This window comes from Mucilaginibacter terrae, assembly GCF_031951985.1.
GTDB classification, from domain to species: domain Bacteria; phylum Bacteroidota; class Bacteroidia; order Sphingobacteriales; family Sphingobacteriaceae; genus Mucilaginibacter; species Mucilaginibacter terrae_A.
This window is the reverse complement of the sequence record NZ_JAVLVU010000001.1, coordinates 2,294,516-2,312,143: the sequence shown is the minus strand read 5'-3', so window position 1 is coordinate 2,312,143 and position 17,628 is coordinate 2,294,516. Positions and strand designations below refer to the sequence as shown.

Annotated in this window: 19 protein-coding genes; 17 read left to right on the top strand and 2 right to left on the bottom strand. The window is 43.1% G+C overall.

Annotation, left to right across the window (positions count from 1 at the left end):
• Positions 1-18 precede the first annotated feature (18 nt).
• The 17 genes from QE417_RS09595 to QE417_RS09515 all read left to right on the top strand — a co-directional run bounded on the left by QE417_RS09595 (position 19) and on the right by QE417_RS09515 (position 15,387).
• Positions 19-327 (top strand): hypothetical protein, encoded by a 309-nt coding sequence (locus QE417_RS09595; RefSeq protein ID WP_311949543.1) that lies wholly within the window; start codon positions 19-21, stop codon positions 325-327.
• A 25-nt stretch (positions 328-352) separates the two neighbouring features.
• Entirely contained in the window at positions 353-763 is a 411-nt protein-coding gene (locus QE417_RS09590; RefSeq protein WP_311949542.1) for a gamma-glutamylcyclotransferase family protein, read from the top strand.
• Positions 738-1,736, top strand: a complete 999-nt coding sequence (locus QE417_RS09585) for a 2Fe-2S iron-sulfur cluster-binding protein (RefSeq protein ID WP_311949541.1) — start codon at positions 738-740, stop codon at positions 1,734-1,736. Before QE417_RS09590 ends, QE417_RS09585 begins: the two co-directional genes overlap by 26 nt.
• A complete protein-coding gene (nuoH, locus tag QE417_RS09580; protein WP_311949540.1) occupies positions 1,736-2,776 on the top strand; it encodes an NADH-quinone oxidoreductase subunit NuoH in 1,041 nt (346 codons plus the stop codon). Before QE417_RS09585 ends, nuoH begins: the two co-directional genes overlap by 1 nt.
• Positions 2,777-2,784: 8 nt before the next feature.
• Positions 2,785-3,297, top strand: coding sequence for a NuoI/complex I 23 kDa subunit family protein (locus tag QE417_RS09575; RefSeq protein ID WP_311949539.1), 513 nt, complete (start codon positions 2,785-2,787; stop codon positions 3,295-3,297).
• A 66-nt stretch (positions 3,298-3,363) separates the two neighbouring features.
• Positions 3,364-3,873: an NADH-quinone oxidoreductase subunit J family protein gene (locus QE417_RS09570; protein WP_311949538.1), complete on the top strand. Its 510-nt coding sequence runs from the start codon at positions 3,364-3,366 to the stop codon at positions 3,871-3,873.
• Positions 3,873-4,202, top strand: coding sequence for an NADH-quinone oxidoreductase subunit NuoK (gene nuoK / locus QE417_RS09565; protein ID WP_311949537.1), 330 nt, complete (start codon positions 3,873-3,875; stop codon positions 4,200-4,202). The genes QE417_RS09570 and nuoK overlap by 1 nt, the downstream gene beginning before the upstream one ends.
• A gap of 91 nt (positions 4,203-4,293) precedes the next feature.
• Positions 4,294-6,198, top strand: coding sequence for an NADH-quinone oxidoreductase subunit L (nuoL, locus tag QE417_RS09560; RefSeq protein ID WP_311949536.1), 1,905 nt, complete (start codon positions 4,294-4,296; stop codon positions 6,196-6,198).
• Positions 6,199-6,221: 23 nt separating this feature from the next.
• Positions 6,222-7,700 carry a complex I subunit 4 family protein gene (locus tag QE417_RS09555; RefSeq protein ID WP_311949535.1) on the top strand — a complete coding sequence of 493 codons (1,479 nt, stop codon included), beginning with the start codon at positions 6,222-6,224 and terminating at the stop codon, positions 7,698-7,700.
• 73 nt (positions 7,701-7,773) lie between these two features.
• A complete protein-coding gene (locus tag QE417_RS09550) occupies positions 7,774-9,162 on the top strand; it encodes an NADH-quinone oxidoreductase subunit N (protein WP_311949534.1) in 1,389 nt (462 codons plus the stop codon).
• A 38-nt stretch (positions 9,163-9,200) separates the two neighbouring features.
• Positions 9,201-9,845: a DedA family protein gene (locus tag QE417_RS09545; RefSeq protein ID WP_311949533.1), complete on the top strand. Its 645-nt coding sequence runs from the start codon at positions 9,201-9,203 to the stop codon at positions 9,843-9,845.
• 29 nt (positions 9,846-9,874) lie between these two features.
• The gene (locus QE417_RS09540; RefSeq protein WP_311949532.1) at positions 9,875-10,420 is read left to right on the top strand and encodes an inorganic diphosphatase; all 546 of its coding nucleotides are present in this window, start codon (positions 9,875-9,877) and stop codon (positions 10,418-10,420) included.
• An 8-nt stretch (positions 10,421-10,428) separates the two neighbouring features.
• Positions 10,429-11,772 (top strand): hemolysin family protein, encoded by a 1,344-nt coding sequence (locus QE417_RS09535; RefSeq protein WP_311949531.1) that lies wholly within the window; start codon positions 10,429-10,431, stop codon positions 11,770-11,772.
• Positions 11,773-11,864: 92 nt separating this feature from the next.
• Positions 11,865-12,575: a 16S rRNA (uracil(1498)-N(3))-methyltransferase gene (locus tag QE417_RS09530; RefSeq protein WP_311949530.1), complete on the top strand. Its 711-nt coding sequence runs from the start codon at positions 11,865-11,867 to the stop codon at positions 12,573-12,575.
• A gap of 222 nt (positions 12,576-12,797) precedes the next feature.
• The gene (locus QE417_RS09525; protein WP_311954638.1) at positions 12,798-13,430 is read left to right on the top strand and encodes a DUF4159 domain-containing protein; all 633 of its coding nucleotides are present in this window, start codon (positions 12,798-12,800) and stop codon (positions 13,428-13,430) included.
• Between the two features lie 30 nt (positions 13,431-13,460).
• Positions 13,461-14,246 carry a hypothetical protein gene (locus tag QE417_RS09520; RefSeq protein WP_311949529.1) on the top strand — a complete coding sequence of 262 codons (786 nt, stop codon included), beginning with the start codon at positions 13,461-13,463 and terminating at the stop codon, positions 14,244-14,246.
• Positions 14,247-14,505: 259 nt separating this feature from the next.
• Positions 14,506-15,387 carry a glycosyltransferase family 8 protein gene (locus tag QE417_RS09515; RefSeq protein ID WP_311949527.1) on the top strand — a complete coding sequence of 294 codons (882 nt, stop codon included), beginning with the start codon at positions 14,506-14,508 and terminating at the stop codon, positions 15,385-15,387.
• On the opposite strand, the gene QE417_RS09510 is transcribed toward QE417_RS09515, so the two are convergent.
• A complete protein-coding gene (locus tag QE417_RS09510; protein WP_311949526.1) occupies positions 15,388-15,714 on the bottom strand; it encodes a hypothetical protein in 327 nt (108 codons plus the stop codon).
• 116 nt (positions 15,715-15,830) lie between these two features.
• On the bottom strand, positions 15,831-17,465 hold the full coding sequence (locus QE417_RS09505; protein WP_446670064.1) for an SUMF1/EgtB/PvdO family nonheme iron enzyme: 1,635 nt from the start codon (positions 17,463-17,465) through the stop codon (positions 15,831-15,833).
• Between the last annotated feature and the right edge of the window lie 163 nt (positions 17,466-17,628).

Sequence of the window (17,628 nt, the reverse complement as noted above, 5' to 3'; positions counted from 1 at the left end):
ATAAAACTTATTGAAAACATGGCAGAAGTACACCCGGTAGTTATCAAATTCGACTACAAAACTGAGGATTTTGATTATTTGGATGACTTGCAGGATCAAATTGAGAATGCGGTAACTCATCATAATGTAGGTGAATACGATACTTACGAGTTAGATGAAGAAAATAACAGGGCGTTGTTTTATTTAACAGCAGCAAACCCCGAAGTTTTGTTCAAAAATATAAAACCTGTATTGCAGGAGTCGCCTATATTAAAAGGCGCAAAAATTGACATAGAAATGGGTACCGCCGCTGATGGCACCCCCGTTATAAAAGAGTACCAGCTGTAACGGGCTGGTTTTAATAAGGTAAAGTATGGATTACATATTTGTATACGGCACCTTGTTAAAGCACTTTGATGCCGGGGTAATGCGCAGCGTGCAGGAGCATCTTCATTTTGAAGGCAACGGCTCGATATTGGGCCAGCTGTATGATTTAGGGCAATACCCCGGCCTTGTTGAAGTTGCTGATGCAACCGATACTATTGTAGGCGAGGTATACCGCGTAAACAATGTGCAAGCGGTGTTTACGGTACTTGATGAGTACGAAGGTGACGAGTACAACCGCGTTTTAAAAACGGTGAAGCTTGGTAACCAAAGAAAGATAAATTGTTGGGTGTATGTGTTTATAAATGAACTGCATCCATCATATATAAAGATTATAAACGGCGATTACCTCGCTTATATTAGAGATAAGGTTAATGAAAGTAACTATCGACGGAATTAGCATTGATGTTGAACCCGGCACATCTATTCTGAATGCTGCAAGGCAGATAGGAGGCGATATTGTTCCGCCGGCTATGTGCTATTACTCTAAGCTGGAAGGCAGCGGCGGTAAATGCCGTACCTGTTTGGTTAAGGTAACAAAAGGCTCTGAAAAAGACCCGCGCCCGATGCCTAAGCTGGTAGCCTCATGCCGTACCGGTGTTATGGATGGTATGGAGGTGCAAAACATAACCTCGCCCGAGGTTATTGAAGCACGTAAAGGCATTGTAGAAATGCTGCTCATCAACCACCCGCTGGATTGCCCAGTGTGCGATCAGGCTGGTGAATGCCACCTGCAAGACTTAGGTTACGAGCACGGTGCCGCCAAAACCCGCTACGAATTTGACCGCCGTACTTTCGAGAAAATAGATATTGGTGATAAGATACAACTGCACATGACCCGTTGTATTTTATGCTACCGCTGCGTTTTTACGGCCGACCAGATAACCGAGCAACGCGTACACGGCGTACTAAACCGTGGCGATCATGCCGAAATTTCTACCTACATCCAAAAAGCAGTTGATAACGATTTTTCGGGCAACGTAATTGACGTTTGTCCGGTAGGAGCGTTAACCGATAAAACTTTCCGCTTTAAAAACCGCGTTTGGTTTACCAAACCGGTAGAAGCACACCGCGATTGTGAGCACGAGAAATGCAGCGGAAAAGTAACTCTTTGGTACAAAGGAGAAGACGTTATACGCGTTACTGCCCGTAAAGACCAGTATGGCGAAGTGGAGGAATTCATCTGCAATACCTGCCGCTTTGATAAAAAGAAAACTGCCGACTGGGTTATTGAGGGGCCGCGCAAGGTATCAAACCAATCGGTTATCAGCTCAAACCATTATGATACTTTAAGGCCATTGCCGGTAGTTAAAACCAACCCGGTTTTACTCGAAGCTAATAAAGAACAATTTGAACGGGAGACAAGACTATAATGGAGACTGCTGACTTATTAATTAAATTGGTGCTTGTGGTGGTAATTTTTGCCATAAGCCTCGTAGTAGCCATGTACTCTACCTATGCCGAGCGTAAGGTTGCGGCGTTTTTGCAGGATAGGGTAGGCCCTAACCGTGCCGGTCCGTTTGGTATATTACAGCCCATGGCCGATGGTGCCAAAATGTTCATGAAAGAGGAAATTATTCCTACCCGCGCAAGCGGCTTTTTGTTCATTGTAGGTCCGTCGCTGGCTATCATGACGGCCTGTATAGGTTCGGCAGTTATACCTTGGGGCCCTCAAATGCAAATTGCGGGTCGTGTTATCGATCTGCAGGTTACCGATATTAACGTGGGAATTTTATACATCTTCGGCGTGGTATCGCTGGGGGTATATGGTATCATGATCGGTGGCTGGGCATCTAATAACAAATACTCTTTATTAGGCGCTATCCGCGCAGCATCGCAAAATATCAGCTACGAAATTTCGATGGGTTTATCCATTATTGCCCTGCTGATGCTTACCGGTACCCTAAGCTTAAAAGAAATTGTAGAACAACAGCATGGCTGGCACTGGAACGTGCTTTATCAGCCGCTTGGCTTTTTGATATTCATCGTATGTGCCTTTGCCGAAACCAACCGTAGCCCGTTCGATTTACCTGAATGTGAAACTGAGCTGGTAGGTGGTTACCATACCGAATATTCGTCCATGAAACTGGGCTTTTACCTGTTTGCCGAATACATCAACATGTTCGTATCATCGGCAGTAATGGCTACCCTGTATTGGGGCGGCTATAACTACCCGGGTATGGATTGGGTGGCGGCGCATGCAGGCCCAACTATTGCACCTTTAATTGGTGTAGCGGTGCTGTTTGCCAAAATATTTGCCTTTATCTTTTTCTTCATGTGGATCCGCTGGACTATCCCGCGTTTCCGTTATGACCAGCTGATGCACCTGGGCTGGAAAACGTTAATACCACTGGCTATTGCCAACATTGTGTTAACCGGTGTAATTGCTACATTAATTGAGAAATTTGCTTAACCCTATACATGGAACCATTAAGTAAAAAGCGAAAAGTATTAGAAGTTAAGCCGCTCAACTTTTGGGAGCGTGCTTACCTGCCTGCCATAACCCAGGGTTTGAGCATTACCATGAAACACTTTGTAAAAAATGTGTTTGCCGGTGGCGATGTAACCATTCGTTATCCTGAACAAAAACGGGAGTTTTCGGAGAATTTCCGTGGTATGCACTCGCTAAAGCGCGATGAAAACGGTAAAGAACGTTGTACTGCATGCGGCCTTTGCGCCCTGTCGTGTCCGGCCGAAGCCATTACCATGACTGCCGCCGAGCGCCAGAAAGGTGAGGAAAACCTGTACCGTGAAGAAAAATATGCAGCAGTTTACGAAATTAACATGTTACGATGTATTTTTTGCGGTTTGTGCGAAGAAGCCTGCCCCAAAGAAGCTATATACCTGGACGGTGACATTGTACCAACCGATTTTTTACGTAAAGACTTTATATACGGCAAAGACAAATTAGTTGAGCCGCCTTTAAACCAATAAAAAAAGAATGATACCTTTGGCGGCAACCAATTTAACCGGCAAGGGTATTTTTCTGTATATCGAGCTATGAGTGTATTTTACTTTATCGCATTCTTGTCCATACTGTTTTCACTGCTGGTTATTTTTGCCAAAAACCCGGTGCATAGTGTGCTGTACCTCATTATTACGTTTTTTACGTTCACCATTCATTACATTATTTTGAATGCCCAGTTTTTGGCCGTGGTAAACTTTATTGTTTACATGGGGGCTATACTCGTGCTATTTCTGTTTGTGCTCATGATGCTGAATTTGAATAAGGATACCGAGCCAACCAAAAGCATTTATGTAAAACTGGCAGGCATAATAGGTGGCGGCGTACTGCTGGTAACCCTGGTAGGAGCCATCAAACTAACAGCAAAATCAAACCCGGTGGTACTGAGAGATGTAAACCTTGGCTCGGTGCAAAACCTGGGTAAGGTATTATTTAATGAATTTTTACTGCCGTTCGAGGTATCGTCTATCCTGCTGTTATCGGCCATGGTGGGCGCTGTATTGCTGGCAACTAAAGAAGGTAAACCTAAAGCTACTACTGTATAATGGAAAGTTTTTTTGAAACTGTAAAGGTCGTTCCGCTTAACCATTATATACTGTTAAGCGCAATTATATTTTCGATAGGTGTAATTGGTGTGTTGATACGCCGTAACGCCATTGTGGTATTTATGTCGGTTGAGCTGATGCTGAATGCCGTTAACCTGTTGCTTACCGTTTTTTCGGTGTATGGCAACGATCCTAACGGGCAGGTGTTCGTGTTCTTCATCATGGCGCTGGCCGCTGCCGAAATAGCTATAGGCCTGGCCATCATCGTAATGATACACCGCAATACCAACTCTATCGACGTAGATATATTGAACAGATTAAAATGGTAAAGTAGGAGCGAGGAGCGAAGATGAAGGAGCGAGGTTAACAAATCGCTCTCCCATCCTCGCTCCCCGCTCCATAAAATAATGTACTAAGAACATGGATAAATACCTCTGGCTTATTCCGCTGCTGCCGTTGGCAGGATTCGTAATTAACGGATTGGGCCGTAATACCTTACCTAAAAGCATCATTGGCGGTTTGGCCAGTTTGATGGTTTTGTTATCATTTGCTTTAAGTGTTGGCGCATTTTTACAGGTAAAATCAACCGGCGCACCTATCAATGTTACCCTGTTCGATTGGGTTAAGGTTGGTGATCTGCATATTCCGTTTGCCTTCCTGGTCGATCAGTTGAGTTCCATTATGCTGCTCATCATCACCGGTATTGGCTTTTTAATTCATTTATACTCTATAGGCTACATGAGCCACGATGAAGGTTTCGGTAAGTTTTTTGCGTACCTCAACCTGTTCGTGTTCTTTATGTTGCTATTGGTTTTGGGTTCAAACTATATCATCATGTTTATAGGCTGGGAAGGCGTGGGCTTATGCTCATACCTGCTCATTGGGTTTTGGTATGGCAATGCAGCTTATGCCGATGCCGCCAAAAAAGCCTTCGTAATGAACCGCATAGGCGACTTAGGTTTTCTCATCGGCGTATTCGTTATCATGAAGGCGTTCGGCAGCATTGAGTATGCCAGCGTATTTAGCCATGCCGCAAATATGAAAAGCGGCGATAGTACGATCATGCTTATCACCTTATTGCTGTTTGTGGGCGCTACCGGTAAATCGGCACAAATACCATTGTTTACATGGCTGCCCGATGCAATGGCCGGCCCAACCCCGGTTTCGGCGTTAATACACGCGGCTACCATGGTTACCGCGGGTATATACATGATTGCCCGTTCGAACATCTTATTCACCCTGGCCCCGGTAACACAGCATGTAATTGCCATTATTGGTGTGGCTACTTTATTACTGGCTGCTATAATTGCACTTACCCAAACTGATATTAAAAAGGTATTGGCCTACTCAACCGTATCTCAATTGGGGTATATGTTTTTGGCCTTGGGCGTTGGTTCTTATACAGGTGCTTTTTTCCACGTGTTAACCCATGCGTTCTTTAAAGCGTTATTGTTCCTGGGTGCCGGTTCGGTTATACACGCGGTAAGCGGCGAGCAGGATATGCGCAACATGGGCGGCTTGAGAGGCAAATTGCCGGTAACGTTCATTACCATGCTCATTGGCACCTTTGCCATTGCAGGCCTTCCTATTTTTGCAGGTTTCTTTTCTAAAGACGAAATATTAGCGCATGCTTATATGCACAACCGTGTATTATACATATTAGGTGTGCTGGGTGCTATGTTTACCTCATTTTATATGTTCCGATTGATGTTCCTCACTTTCTGGGGCAAATTCCGCGGAACGCATGAGCAGGAACACCATTTGCACGAGTCGCCGCCAAGTATGACTATTCCGTTAATCGTATTGGCTATCCTATCAACCGTTGGCGGTTTTATAGGTGTGCCCGAGGCGTTGGGCGGTCACCATTGGTTAGAGCATTGGCTTGAACCTGTGATGAGCAAATCGTCAGCGTTAACCGGTAAAATGTTTATTGCTCATAATACTGAGTATATGTTGATGGGTATTTCGGTAGGTGTAGCGGTTATTGCGTTGATTTATGCTTACGTTAAATATGTAAAACAAGCCGATATACCGGTGGCCGATACCGAAGAACGCCCTGCGCTGGTTAGGCTATCGTACAATAAGTTTTATATCGATGAAATTTATGATACCATTATCCGTAAGCCATTAGATTTCCTGTCAGACTTTTTCTTTAAAGTAATTGACAAATTAGGCATTGATGGAATAGTGAACGGCCTTAGCCAGGCACCTTGCGAAGCTGGCAAAGGCTTGCGCCTGCTACAAACCGGTAATGTAGGTTTTTACCTGTTTATGATGGTTATTGGCATTATTGGTGTGCTCATATACAGTTTAATTAAGTTTTAAAACAAGCGTTTACTGCATATAAAATGACGGTTAGTATTTTACTTTTTTTACCCTTACTGGCAGCCCTGGCGCTTTTATTTATAAAAGGCAATGCTGTAAAATCGGTTGCCCTTGCATTATCGCTGGTTGAGCTGGCTTTGGGTATTTACATTATCTCCCAGTTTCAAACCAATGTAAGCGGGCCTCAATTTGTGTTTGATGCAGCGTGGATGCCTAAACTGGGCATATATTTTACAGCGGCGTTGGATGGCATTAACATCATCCCGGTTATATTAACTGTGGGTTTGATACCGCTTATAATCGGCACAACCTTTAAACGCGAGTACAATAATCCATCGGCGTTTTACGCGCTTATTATGTTTATGCAGTTTGGCTTAATGTTGGTATTTACCGCGTTAGACGGCTTTATGTTTTACGTGGGGTGGGAAGTTGCGCTTATACCTATTTACTTTATATGCGGCATGTGGGGCGGCGAAAACCGGGTTAAGGTTACGCTAAAATTCTTCATTTATACATTTGCCGGATCACTGTTCATGCTGTTAGCATTAATTTACCTGTACCTGCAAACTCCCGAGCATAGCTTCGACCTTTACAAATTTTACGCGCTAAAGCTTAATAATACACAGCAGTCGTGGGTTTTTGCCGCTTTCCTGTTAGCTTTTGCTATCAAGATGCCGATTTTCCCGCTGCATACCTGGCAGCCCGATACATATACCGAAGCACCTGCCGCCGGTACCATGTTGTTATCAGGTATAATGCTAAAAATGGGTATTTATGGCGCCATCCGCTGGATGATACCTATTGCTCCTGTAGGTTTTTACGAGTGGCAAAACAATCCGCTTTGGTTAGCCATTGCCGGTATTGTTTACGCCTCGATCATTGCATTCAGGGTTAAAGACAGCAAGCGTTTAATAGCTTACTCATCAATTGCGCACGTAGGTTTAATAGCCGCCGGTTTACTGGCCTGGACTATACAAGGCCTGCAAGGTGCCATGATACAGATGCTTAACCACGGTTTAGAGGTGGTAGGTATTTTCTTTGTGCTGGATATTATTGAGCGTCAGCTTAAAACCCGTGATATTGACCAGTTGGGCGGTATTGCAAAAATTGCACCTCAGTTGGCTATTGCATTCCTCATCATCGTATTGGGTTCGGTAGGGTTACCCTTAACCAACGGCTTTATTGGTGAGTTTTTATTATTGAACGGTGTTTACCGTTACGATATGTGGATGGGCATTGTGGCGGGCTTAACCATTATACAGGGCGCGGTTTACATGCTTCGTGCTTACAAAAACATTATGCAGGGAGAAACTAATACGCTTACCGCAACCTTTACCGATATTACCGCAGGCGAGAAACTCATTTTGGGTATCATTTGCGTATTGGTAATTGCCATAGGTGTTTACCCTCAACCCATACTGCACCTTACCGAGTCATCGGTAACACAACTGATGAACGAAGTGAACGCTAAGATAAGCGCCGCTTTAATACATAAAAATTAAAAGAGATAGTACCGATAACTGAAAACCGGTGACTGACAACTAATTTATTGGAGATTCGAATTCGAGATATAAAATGACCACATTAATTATCATAGCCATATTACCCATTGTGTTGCTGTACATTGGCCTGTTTAAGGCTAATAAGTTACTGCTTCCGGTTACTATTGCCGGTTTACTGGCGGCTATAGTATCGGCTGTATGGCAGTGGAATAACGGGGCAGTACCCATACTTCATGATATGATGCTGTTTAATAATTTTTCGGTGGCATTTTCGGTAACGGCTATCGTATCAACTTTACTCATACTCATGTTATCGAAAGGCTACTTTGAGCGCATCAGTGATCATGTGGCCGAATATATTGCTATTATCCTTTTTGCGCTGGCCGGTATTATTGTAATGGTATCGTACTATAACCTTACTATGCTGTTCATCGGTATCGAGATCATGTCGGTTAGCTTATACATATTAGCGGGTATTGATAAAAAGAACTTTGCCTCTAACGAGGCTGCGTTGAAGTACTTCCTGATGGGTGCCTTTTCAACCGGCTTTCTGCTGTTTGGCATCACCCTAATTTACGGTGCAACCCATTCGTTCGGCCTCGAAGCTATTCGCAATTGGGCAGTTCAGCACCCTCGTGGTATCGATCCATTGTTTCACACAGGTATCGTCCTTATTATCGTAGGCCTGTGCTTTAAAGTAGGTGCAGCACCGTTCCACTTCTGGACGCCCGACGTATACGAAGGTTCGCCTACGTTAATTACCGCGTTTATGTCTACCGTTGTAAAAACTGCCGGCTTTGCCGCATTTTTACGCTTGTTTAGCGTTTGCTTTGCGCCGGTGGCCGAGTTTTGGATGCCAACACTGTTGGTAATAACCATTATAACTTTGTTTGTGGGTAACCTTACCGCGCTGTATCAGCACGGCTTTAAGCGCATGCTGGCTTTTTCGAGCATATCACATGCCGGTTATATGTTGTTTGCCGTTGTAGCTTTAAGCGCCGCTTCGGGCAATGCAATATTCATGTATGCTACTGCTTATTCTGTAGCCTCTATCGTGGCCTTTGGCGTATTGATATTGGTTCAGCAGCAATTGGGCAGCGATAGTTTTGAGAGCTTTAACGGCTTGCACAAACGCAACCCTTTCCTGGCGGCTACCTTAACTATTGCTATGTTATCGCTGGCGGGCATTCCGTTAACGGCTGGCTTTATTGGTAAATTCTTTATGTTTAGCGGAGCCTTGAGTCGCTTCCATTTATGGCTGGTAATCATTGCGGTCATCAATGCTATCGTGAGCATCTTCTACTATTTCCGCGTTATTATTGCCATGTATTTCCGTAATGCCGAGCATGAGGAGCTTACGGTACCGGGTTATTACCAGTTCGTTTTAGGCTTTTCAGCCGTTGTTACGCTGGTAATTGGTATTTATCCTGCAATAATTCACAACCTTACATATAACATTTAGCAATTGTTATAATATTTGTAGCTTTACAAATATTGTGAATGGAAAATTTCTGGGAGCATCTCCAAAATCTAACGGACGCACAATCCATCATCAGTAAGGGCGGTTTCTACCTTTTGCTGATCGTGGTATATGCCGAAACAGGGCTGTTCTTCGGATTCTTTCTTCCGGGAGACTACCTGCTGTTTATGGCAGGATTGTTTTGTGCAACCGGCCTGTTGGATGTACCCGTGTATACACTTGTACTGTCATTAATTGCAGCTGGGGTATTGGGTAACTATACCGGTTACTGGTTTGGTTTCCGCACCGGGCCGCTTATGGAGAACAGAAAAGACACGCTTTTTTTTAAGAAGAAGCACATTACCCTGGCCCGCGAGTTTTACCAGAAATATGGTGGTATGGCGCTCGTGTTAGGCCGGTTTTTTCCCATCATCAGAACTTTTGCACCTATTTTTGCAGGTGTGGTTAAGGTTGACTTTAAAAAGTTTACTTTATATAATTTTGTAGGTAGTATTGCCTGGGTATGCACATTAACGTTACTCGGGTATTTTTTAGGTATAAAATATCCACAAATTAAAAACTATTTACAGTATATTGTAATTGCATTAATAGTAGTAACAAGTATACCGCTTATTATTGCCTTTGTAAAACGCGGAAAAGGCGAAAACAAAAACGACGAACATTAATTTATTCAATATTCACACTAATTCTACACATGAGTACACAGCACCCCTGGCATCAGGTAACTCCGGGCGAAGATCTTCCCGAAGTTGTTAATGCTATTATTGAAATTCCTAAAGGTTCAAAAGCCAAATACGAAATCGACAAAGATTCAGGCTTATTAAAACTTGATCGCGTATTATTTTCATCCGTAATGTATCCGGCCAATTATGGATTCATTCCGCAAACTTATTGCGATGATAAAGATCCGCTTGATATTTTGGTTTTATGTTCGGTTGACGTATTCCCGATGTCGCTGATCGAAGCTAAAGTAATTGGCGTAATGCACATGGTTGATAACGGCGAGCAAGACGATAAAATTATTGCTGTTGCTAAAAATGATATGTCGGTCAACTACATTAACGACCTTAATGAATTGCCACCGCATGCTATGAAAGAGATCGTTCGCTTCTTCCAGGATTACAAAAAGCTGGAAGGCAAAAACGTGACCATTGAGCACTTAATGGGCAAACCTTATGCGCTTAAGGTAATTCAAGAAAGTTTAGAATTGTATAATTCTACTTTCCGTTCGAACCAATAACTCTATAAATGGACCCCGAGACGATTGACATAAACGGTTTTCATATATTCCTTACCATATTTTTGGTATTGTTAAATGGTTTTTTTGTAGCCGCCGAATTCGCCATGGTGCGTGTACGCGGTTCGCAAATTGAAATACAGGCAAAGGCCGGCAGCAGCATGGCCAAAGTTGCCCGGGGCATAATGCACAACTTAGATGGATACCTGGCTGCCACGCAGCTGGGTATAACCATTGCTTCGCTGGGTTTGGGCTGGGCCGGCGAGAGTGTGGTATCTAATATCATGCTTAAAACATTTTCAATGTTTGGCCTGGTAATCACTTCCCCTCTTATTATCAATATAAGTCATGTGGTAGCCTTTGTTACCATCACCATTTTGCACATCGTATTTGGCGAACTGGCGCCTAAATCATTGGCCATACAACGGTCGGTACGCACTACGCTGGCGGTATCATACCCCATGCGTTTCTTTTTTGTGGTGTTTCGCCCGGCCATATGGTTACTCAATAGCTTTGCCAATTTTATCTTAAAGTTGTTTGGTGTAGTTGCCGTACACGGCGAAGAATCTCACCATTCATCCGAAGAATTACAATACTTGCTTGAGCAAGGAAAAGAAAGCGGCGCGCTGGACTCCAACGAGCACGAACTTATTAAAAACGTTTTTGATTTTAATGAGCGTGTGGTGAAAAATATCATGGTGCCCCGTACTAAAATTTCGGGCATAGAGATGGATAGCACTCCGCCTGAAGTATTAGATTGCCTGGTTACCGAAGGATACTCACGTATGCCTGTTTACGATGATTCGTTAGACAAGATTGTAGGCATTGTACACGCTAAAGACATTTTGCCTTTATTGGCCCGTAAGGAAGAATTTGAGCTGAAGAATATAATTCGCAAGCCTTACTTCATCCCCGAAACCAAAAAAATCAACGAGTTGATGGCCGAGCTGAAGCTACGCCGTATTCAGATAGCTATTGTGCTTGATGAGTTTGGTGGTACAGCAGGTATGGTTACCCTCGAAGATATTGTAGAGGAATTGGTAGGAGAGATACAGGATGAGTTTGACGAGGAAAAGCCAATTGTTGAAAAGGTAAACGACCGTGAATTTATTGTAAACGCCGTAGCATCTATTTACGACGTAAACGAAGCCTTGCCACATGATCTACCTGAGGATGGCGACTTTGATACGGTATCGGGTTGGGTAAGCGAAATATTTGGTAAGATACCTGATGTTGGCGAACAGCGCGAAGCAAATGGCTATAACATTACCGTACTGCGCAAATCTGAACAAAACATTGAATCGGTTAAGTTAGAACTGCTGATCAACGAAGAAGATATGAAAGACGATCACTAATCTTTTCATAAACTAATATTCAAACGCGGAAAGAAAAGCGATCGGCTTATCTTCCGCGTTTGCTATTTTTGGAGTATTGTAAATTACAAAGCATGCACATTTTTTATACCCCTGATATAGCCCCCAACGCAACGCACTACATGCTGAGCGAGGAGGAAAGCAAGCATGCCATACGCGTATTGCGTCTTCAGCCCGATGATCATATACAACTGGTTGACGGCCGTGGCGGCTTTTACACCGCCCGCATTATGGATGCGCATCCTAAGAAAACATTGCTGGCCATTACCGAGGTAAAAGAGGAATACGGGAAGCGCAACCATTACCTGAATATAGCCGTTGCTCCAACCAAAAATATTGAGCGGCTGGAGTGGTTTTTAGAAAAAGCTACGGAGATTGGTATAGATGAAATATCATTGATACAATGCCAGCGCTCGGAGCGTAAAGAGGCTAAGGTTGAACGCTTGGATAAGATCATTACCTCGGCTGTTAAGCAGTCGTTAAAGGCTTACCACCCGCAGTTAAATGCCATGCAGCCTTTAAGCAAGTTGCTTTCGGCAGCGTTTGATGGACAAAAATTTATAGCCCACTGTTTGCCCGGTGAGGATAAGGTAAGCCTGGCTTCGCAATTGCAATTAAAAGGCAGGTGCCTGATTTTAATTGGGCCCGAGGGCGACTTTACCGAAAAAGAGATAGCTGATGCTTTGCACAATGGCTTTAAACCCATAACTTTAGGCGACAGCAGGCTTCGCACCGAAACAGCGGCTTTAGAAGCTTGTTTTGAAGTGAATTTTTTGAATAGATAGTAATTACTTAAACTTGATTGCAAGGAGCTAAATACCACTTGCTGAGATAAGATGGTGACAGGATTGTGTCAGTGTTCAAAGTGTTTACCCCATTAAATTGAACACCTGATTGAACAGTAAAGATAAACCGAGTAATAACGCGTAATAATAAAAGGTTTTTGAGGAAATATGAGGTTTTACGGGATAGAATTTAATGTAAAAAAGACTGTTTTAACACTGCTGATGTTTAGCATGGTGTTAAGCAGTTATGCCCCGGTGCCAACTTATACCTTAGCCCGCCTCAAATACAACGGCGGCGGCGATTGGTATGCCGACCGTACCGCATTGCCCAACCTTATCAGATTCTGTAATCAAAACCTTAAAACAAACTTCAGGGCAGAGGATGAGACGGTAGAAGCAGGGAGCGCCGAAATATTTCACTACCCGTTTATTTTTATGACCGGGCATGGCAATGTGATCTTCTCCGATCAGGATGTGCGGAACCTGCGTAAATACCTTACAGGGGGCGGCTTTTTGCATATATGCGATAACTATGGGTTGGATAAATTTATACGCCCCCAAATGAAGAAAATTTTCCCCGAATTGGATTTTGTAGAGCTGCCGCTGAACCATCCTATTTATCATCAAAAATTTGATTTTCCAAATGGTTTACCCAAAATTCATGAGCATGACAGTAAGCGCCCGCAAGGGTACGGCTTAATTTACAATGGTCGTTTAGTGTGTTTTTACGACGTAGAATGCGATTTAGGCAATGGTTGGGAAGATTTGGGCACCTACGCCGGCGATAGCCAGGAGACACGGCTAAAGGCTTTGCGCATGGGTGCTAACCTGGTGCAATACGCTCTTACCCAATAATATGGCATAATTTTAGACGAAGTACAAAGTATGAAAATATTTACCCAATTGAAATTCATAGTTTTAGCTGTTACGGTTATTGCCGCCATTTCATCATGCCGAACGTATAGCAACGGTGGCGATGATGTAACACCTCCCAACCCAACAACCGGCACAGGAAATGGCTCTGATAACCAAAACCAGGTGGTTATTGCCTTTCCAAGAACGAGTATTGACATTAACACCACCGATTCAGTTGTAGCGGTATTGAGCAGCGGAACTTCTACCATACGTAAAAAGGCAACTAAGGGTGGCACCTTCTACACCATATCATTAAATGGGGTTTATACCGGCACCTGGAGCACTAATATCAAGGTATACACCAAATCAAGAATGTACCGTTTTGAAACGGCTTTAAATACCGCAAACAGCAGCACCTTTGTAGGGCCTACGGGTAAACTGGCCGATAACTGGAAAACTAACTTGTTTGTGCACGATAGTAACTATGGTATTAGCTTTGCCGTAGCAGCTTTACCTACCGATGCTTATTACGAATTGTTTTTACCGCCCACACTAATTGGATACACCCACGTGTACTTTGAGCGTTATGTTTACAAAACAATTGATAGCACTGATAATGTTGTTCAATATGGTGTGTTGAATTTTAAGGCCGCAGATTATAAAGGCTTTCAGGCTAATACAACAGCTTTTGCACCTTTTGCAACAGCCATGAAAAATCAGCCTTGGGATACGGCCGATGTTTCACTTCAATTGTACAACGAGGGCTCAAGCACGAGTTACAAAGTTATATTTCAAGCATCTGTTAAAAACGAGTAATTGCTAGATAATGTATTATTAAAGGCATACAGCATATAGTTGTATGCCTTTTTTTGTTTATGAGAAGGTGAATAATGGAATATTTGTTAAGAGTTTTGCAAAATAAATTCCCGTTTGGTGCAATTATTTTAAATATTATTTATAATCTTTGGTAATTAGTCTGTGCGCAATGTTATTTAAGCTTTGTGAGAGGATTGTGCTTTCTAGGATGCAGATTAACTAATAATTTGTACCCTGGCTAATATATCACGACAATAACATGGATATTGTATTTAACATCAATCACCTCGGATTGGAGGGCATGGGGCCAACCTTAACCTCATTAATCAGAAATTGCTCAGCTCCTCAAAAACTAAAACTTTGGTTTATATATACCGATTTTGAACCAGGTGATCAGGAGAATATCTTAAAACTACTTGTTGGCGAAGGATATACACAAAAGCCGGAGTTTGTATATTTTGACGCTAAAGCCATTTTTGGTCATTTGCTCTCCTTACAAGGCGACTGGACGGCTTATGGCAGGTTACTAATTCCGCGTACTGTTAAAAGCGATACTGCCCTGTACCTTGATGCCGATCTTATAATATTATCTGATGTTTTAACGCTCGAAAATTTTGATTTTGGCGATAAGCCTTATGCCGCTGTACACGGCTCTGCTGTGAAATGGTGTTTAGAGAAAGATTTCTTTATAGAAAACCAGGGCTGGGACCCGGAAACGCCGTACTTTAACTCGGGTGTAGTGCTGTTCAATATTAAGCGCTGGAATGAACTGGACATTGATACAGCAATTGATGAGTTGACTAAAGAACACGGCATACTTTTACGTTCGCACGATCAAACCTTACTTAATTTATACATTAAAGGCCAATTCGCAATATTGCCTGATATTTATAATGTGCCATGGTACCCGGCCAGTCAACGCCCCGAAAACTCAGAAAAGGCCATTTTGCATTTTGTGGGTTCGCCCAAACCATGGGATATTTCTGGTTCGTTAGTGCATTTTGGCTATAAAGTTTGGGCATCGTATAATACGCCTTTCTGGAAAAAAACGTATGGCAAGTACTCCAAAGTTAAGTTTGAACGTACCTGGAACATAAGGCGTTCAATTATCCGCAGTTTGAAAAAGAAGCTGAAAAACTAACTAATCTGGCTGTTGTGCTTTGTTTGAATTATTGCCGTAATAGTTCAAATAAACTTGTATGCATACCAATATAATTAACAGGTTCATGTTAATTATTGCTGCCGTTGAATCATCTTCCTGTTTACGGCGAACGGTGTCAAGCGTGTCTTTAGCTTTATATTTTACTTCGGTTGCATCTTCTAAAGCATCTATTTCCTTTTTCTTTTTAAATAAGAGAAGGTCATTCTTCGACGATGAAATATCAATTTTCGAAACCGTATCAATTAAAAGAAATGCAACTATTGCCAAAGCAATAATTTTCAGAATTTTATTGACTGAGTTGTTCATGTGGGTAAGGATGTAAAGGCATATATACAACTATACCATTATTTAAACAAATCCGGTGCGCTTATAACGTAAAAAAGCCTGCTAAGGTGTAGCAGGCTTTCTATTAAAAATATTCTTTATTTCTTAGGATTGTAGTTTTTAGGTTTCTTCACGCTAAAGTGTGATTTACCGTTAGGATTAATTTCGGGAGCGCCAACCATAGTCATGGCACAACGGAAACCTACTTCGGCACTGGCCTCACCTTGATCCATAAAACGGCGGGTAGCAGGGTTTAGCCACATAGCGCGGTCATTCCATGAGCCACCTTTATAAACCTTTGAGCGGTCGTTTACCAATGTAGTTACCCCATAAAGGCTGTTATCGGTCGAATCGGCTGCGCCTCGTTGATCATGTTTAAACGGTTTGCCCGATGCTGCAATGGCAGCAGTTGTACCAGCAGCATTAGTAGCCGGCGGGGTAACGCTGTTGCCACCTTGCTGTTGCGCTGTAAACTCGGCCCATGATAGTTTTTTGTTCGATTTTGCAGCCTCTCTTATAGGGCGGCCGTATTTATCTTTGGCGTACAAGCCTTTTTCAGGGTCGGCCAGTTTTTTGTTGGTCCACTCATTACCGCGGAAAGGGTTAAAGTCGTCGGCGTCTTCAAAAGTCATCTGGCGATAAGTATCGCCGGTCCACTCGTTAACGTTACCGGCCATGTTGTACAAGCCAAAATCGTTAGGCTCAAACGAGCGCACTGGTGCGGTAATATCGGCCTTGTCGTTTAATGAACCGGCTACACCCATGTTATCACCTGCACCACGTTTAAAGTTGGCCATAATCATACCGCGGGTACGTTTTTTAGGCGAACGAACACCCATGCCATTCCACGGATAAATTTTACCGTCTTCAATGTTTTCGTATTGCGTATTACCCGCTAAGCCCATGGCAGCATATTCCCATTCGGCTTCTGATGGTAAACGGAAGCTCGGCTTTAATATACCGTCTTCCATGCGAACGGTGCGGGTTGGTTTGCCGCCGGTGCCTGGTTTAGCCAATGGGTTCATATCAGGCATCATTTTTTTGCCGTCAATGCCCTGGCCTTTAATTTGCCCGTTCAAATATATTTCGGTATCAAATGGTTCGGTAGCACTCGCTTTGCCGCTTGCAGCAGCAGTACCTGCACCTCCATTGCCCGATGCATCTTTCCAACTGGCCAACCGGCCGCTTTCACGTAAAATGTTTTCGTTCATTTGGTTGGTACGAAAAACGCAGTATTCTTTAGCTTGATCCCAGGTTACGCCCACAACCGGGTAATCCTGAAAGGCCGGGTGCCTTAAATAGTTGTCAACGTACGGTTCGTTGTATGATAATGGCCTGCGCCATACCAATGTATCAGGAGTGGCATTGTAATAAAGCTCCCTATCGCCCGGAAAAGTAATGCTGATGTAGTGTAAATAGTCGAGCCAATCCTGGTTAGACACCTCGGTTTCGTCCATGTAAAACGAACCTACGGTTATGCGGCGGCGTACGTTGTTGTACTCGTATGCCACATCCTGATCGGCGCTGCCACCCCACACAAACGTACCGCCCTCAATAGCTACCAGGCCGGGGCCCGGTGCAGGGTGGGTTTGTTTAAAGCGCATATAACCACCATTGTCCTTATTATTATAAACAATGCCGGTTTTTTGTGACCTCATTGGATTACTGCAACTGCCTAATAACAATCCCACACATCCTAACAGTAAGGCAGATTTAGTAAAACGCTTAATCATGTTTTTTAACAAATTGGATTTAGTAAAACTACAAAAAATCTATTAACAGTAATATGTTATAATATGGGATAAGGAGAAGGGGATTATTTGAGCTTTTGTACGTATTGCACGATGATAAGTTACATAGGTTTAAAAATATCTTTTCGGCACAGTCAATATTTTA

What these genes read in the sequence shown, in the direction of transcription:
- QE417_RS09595 (WP_311949543.1), top strand. Translation starts at nt 19, where the DNA reads ATGGCAGAAGTACACCCGGTAGTTATCAAATTCGACTACAAAACTGAG.
- QE417_RS09590 (WP_311949542.1), top strand. Translation starts at nt 353, where the DNA reads ATGGATTACATATTTGTATACGGCACCTTGTTAAAGCACTTTGATGCC.
- QE417_RS09585 (WP_311949541.1), top strand. Translation starts at nt 738, where the DNA reads ATGAAAGTAACTATCGACGGAATTAGCATTGATGTTGAACCCGGCACA.
- nuoH (WP_311949540.1), top strand. Translation starts at nt 1,736, where the DNA reads ATGGAGACTGCTGACTTATTAATTAAATTGGTGCTTGTGGTGGTAATT.
- QE417_RS09575 (WP_311949539.1), top strand. Translation starts at nt 2,785, where the DNA reads ATGGAACCATTAAGTAAAAAGCGAAAAGTATTAGAAGTTAAGCCGCTC.
- QE417_RS09570 (WP_311949538.1), top strand. Translation starts at nt 3,364, where the DNA reads ATGAGTGTATTTTACTTTATCGCATTCTTGTCCATACTGTTTTCACTG.
- nuoK (WP_311949537.1), top strand. Translation starts at nt 3,873, where the DNA reads ATGGAAAGTTTTTTTGAAACTGTAAAGGTCGTTCCGCTTAACCATTAT.
- nuoL (WP_311949536.1), top strand. Translation starts at nt 4,294, where the DNA reads ATGGATAAATACCTCTGGCTTATTCCGCTGCTGCCGTTGGCAGGATTC.
- QE417_RS09555 (WP_311949535.1), top strand. Translation starts at nt 6,222, where the DNA reads ATGACGGTTAGTATTTTACTTTTTTTACCCTTACTGGCAGCCCTGGCG.
- QE417_RS09550 (WP_311949534.1), top strand. Translation starts at nt 7,774, where the DNA reads ATGACCACATTAATTATCATAGCCATATTACCCATTGTGTTGCTGTAC.
- QE417_RS09545 (WP_311949533.1), top strand. Translation starts at nt 9,201, where the DNA reads ATGGAAAATTTCTGGGAGCATCTCCAAAATCTAACGGACGCACAATCC.
- QE417_RS09540 (WP_311949532.1), top strand. Translation starts at nt 9,875, where the DNA reads ATGAGTACACAGCACCCCTGGCATCAGGTAACTCCGGGCGAAGATCTT.
- QE417_RS09535 (WP_311949531.1), top strand. Translation starts at nt 10,429, where the DNA reads ATGGACCCCGAGACGATTGACATAAACGGTTTTCATATATTCCTTACC.
- QE417_RS09530 (WP_311949530.1), top strand. Translation starts at nt 11,865, where the DNA reads ATGCACATTTTTTATACCCCTGATATAGCCCCCAACGCAACGCACTAC.
- QE417_RS09525 (WP_311954638.1), top strand. Translation starts at nt 12,798, where the DNA reads ATGTTTAGCATGGTGTTAAGCAGTTATGCCCCGGTGCCAACTTATACC.
- QE417_RS09520 (WP_311949529.1), top strand. Translation starts at nt 13,461, where the DNA reads ATGAAAATATTTACCCAATTGAAATTCATAGTTTTAGCTGTTACGGTT.
- QE417_RS09515 (WP_311949527.1), top strand. Translation starts at nt 14,506, where the DNA reads ATGGATATTGTATTTAACATCAATCACCTCGGATTGGAGGGCATGGGG.
- QE417_RS09510 (WP_311949526.1), bottom strand. Translation starts at nt 15,714, where the DNA reads ATGAACAACTCAGTCAATAAAATTCTGAAAATTATTGCTTTGGCAATA.
- QE417_RS09505 (WP_446670064.1), bottom strand. Translation starts at nt 17,465, where the DNA reads ATGATTAAGCGTTTTACTAAATCTGCCTTACTGTTAGGATGTGTGGGA.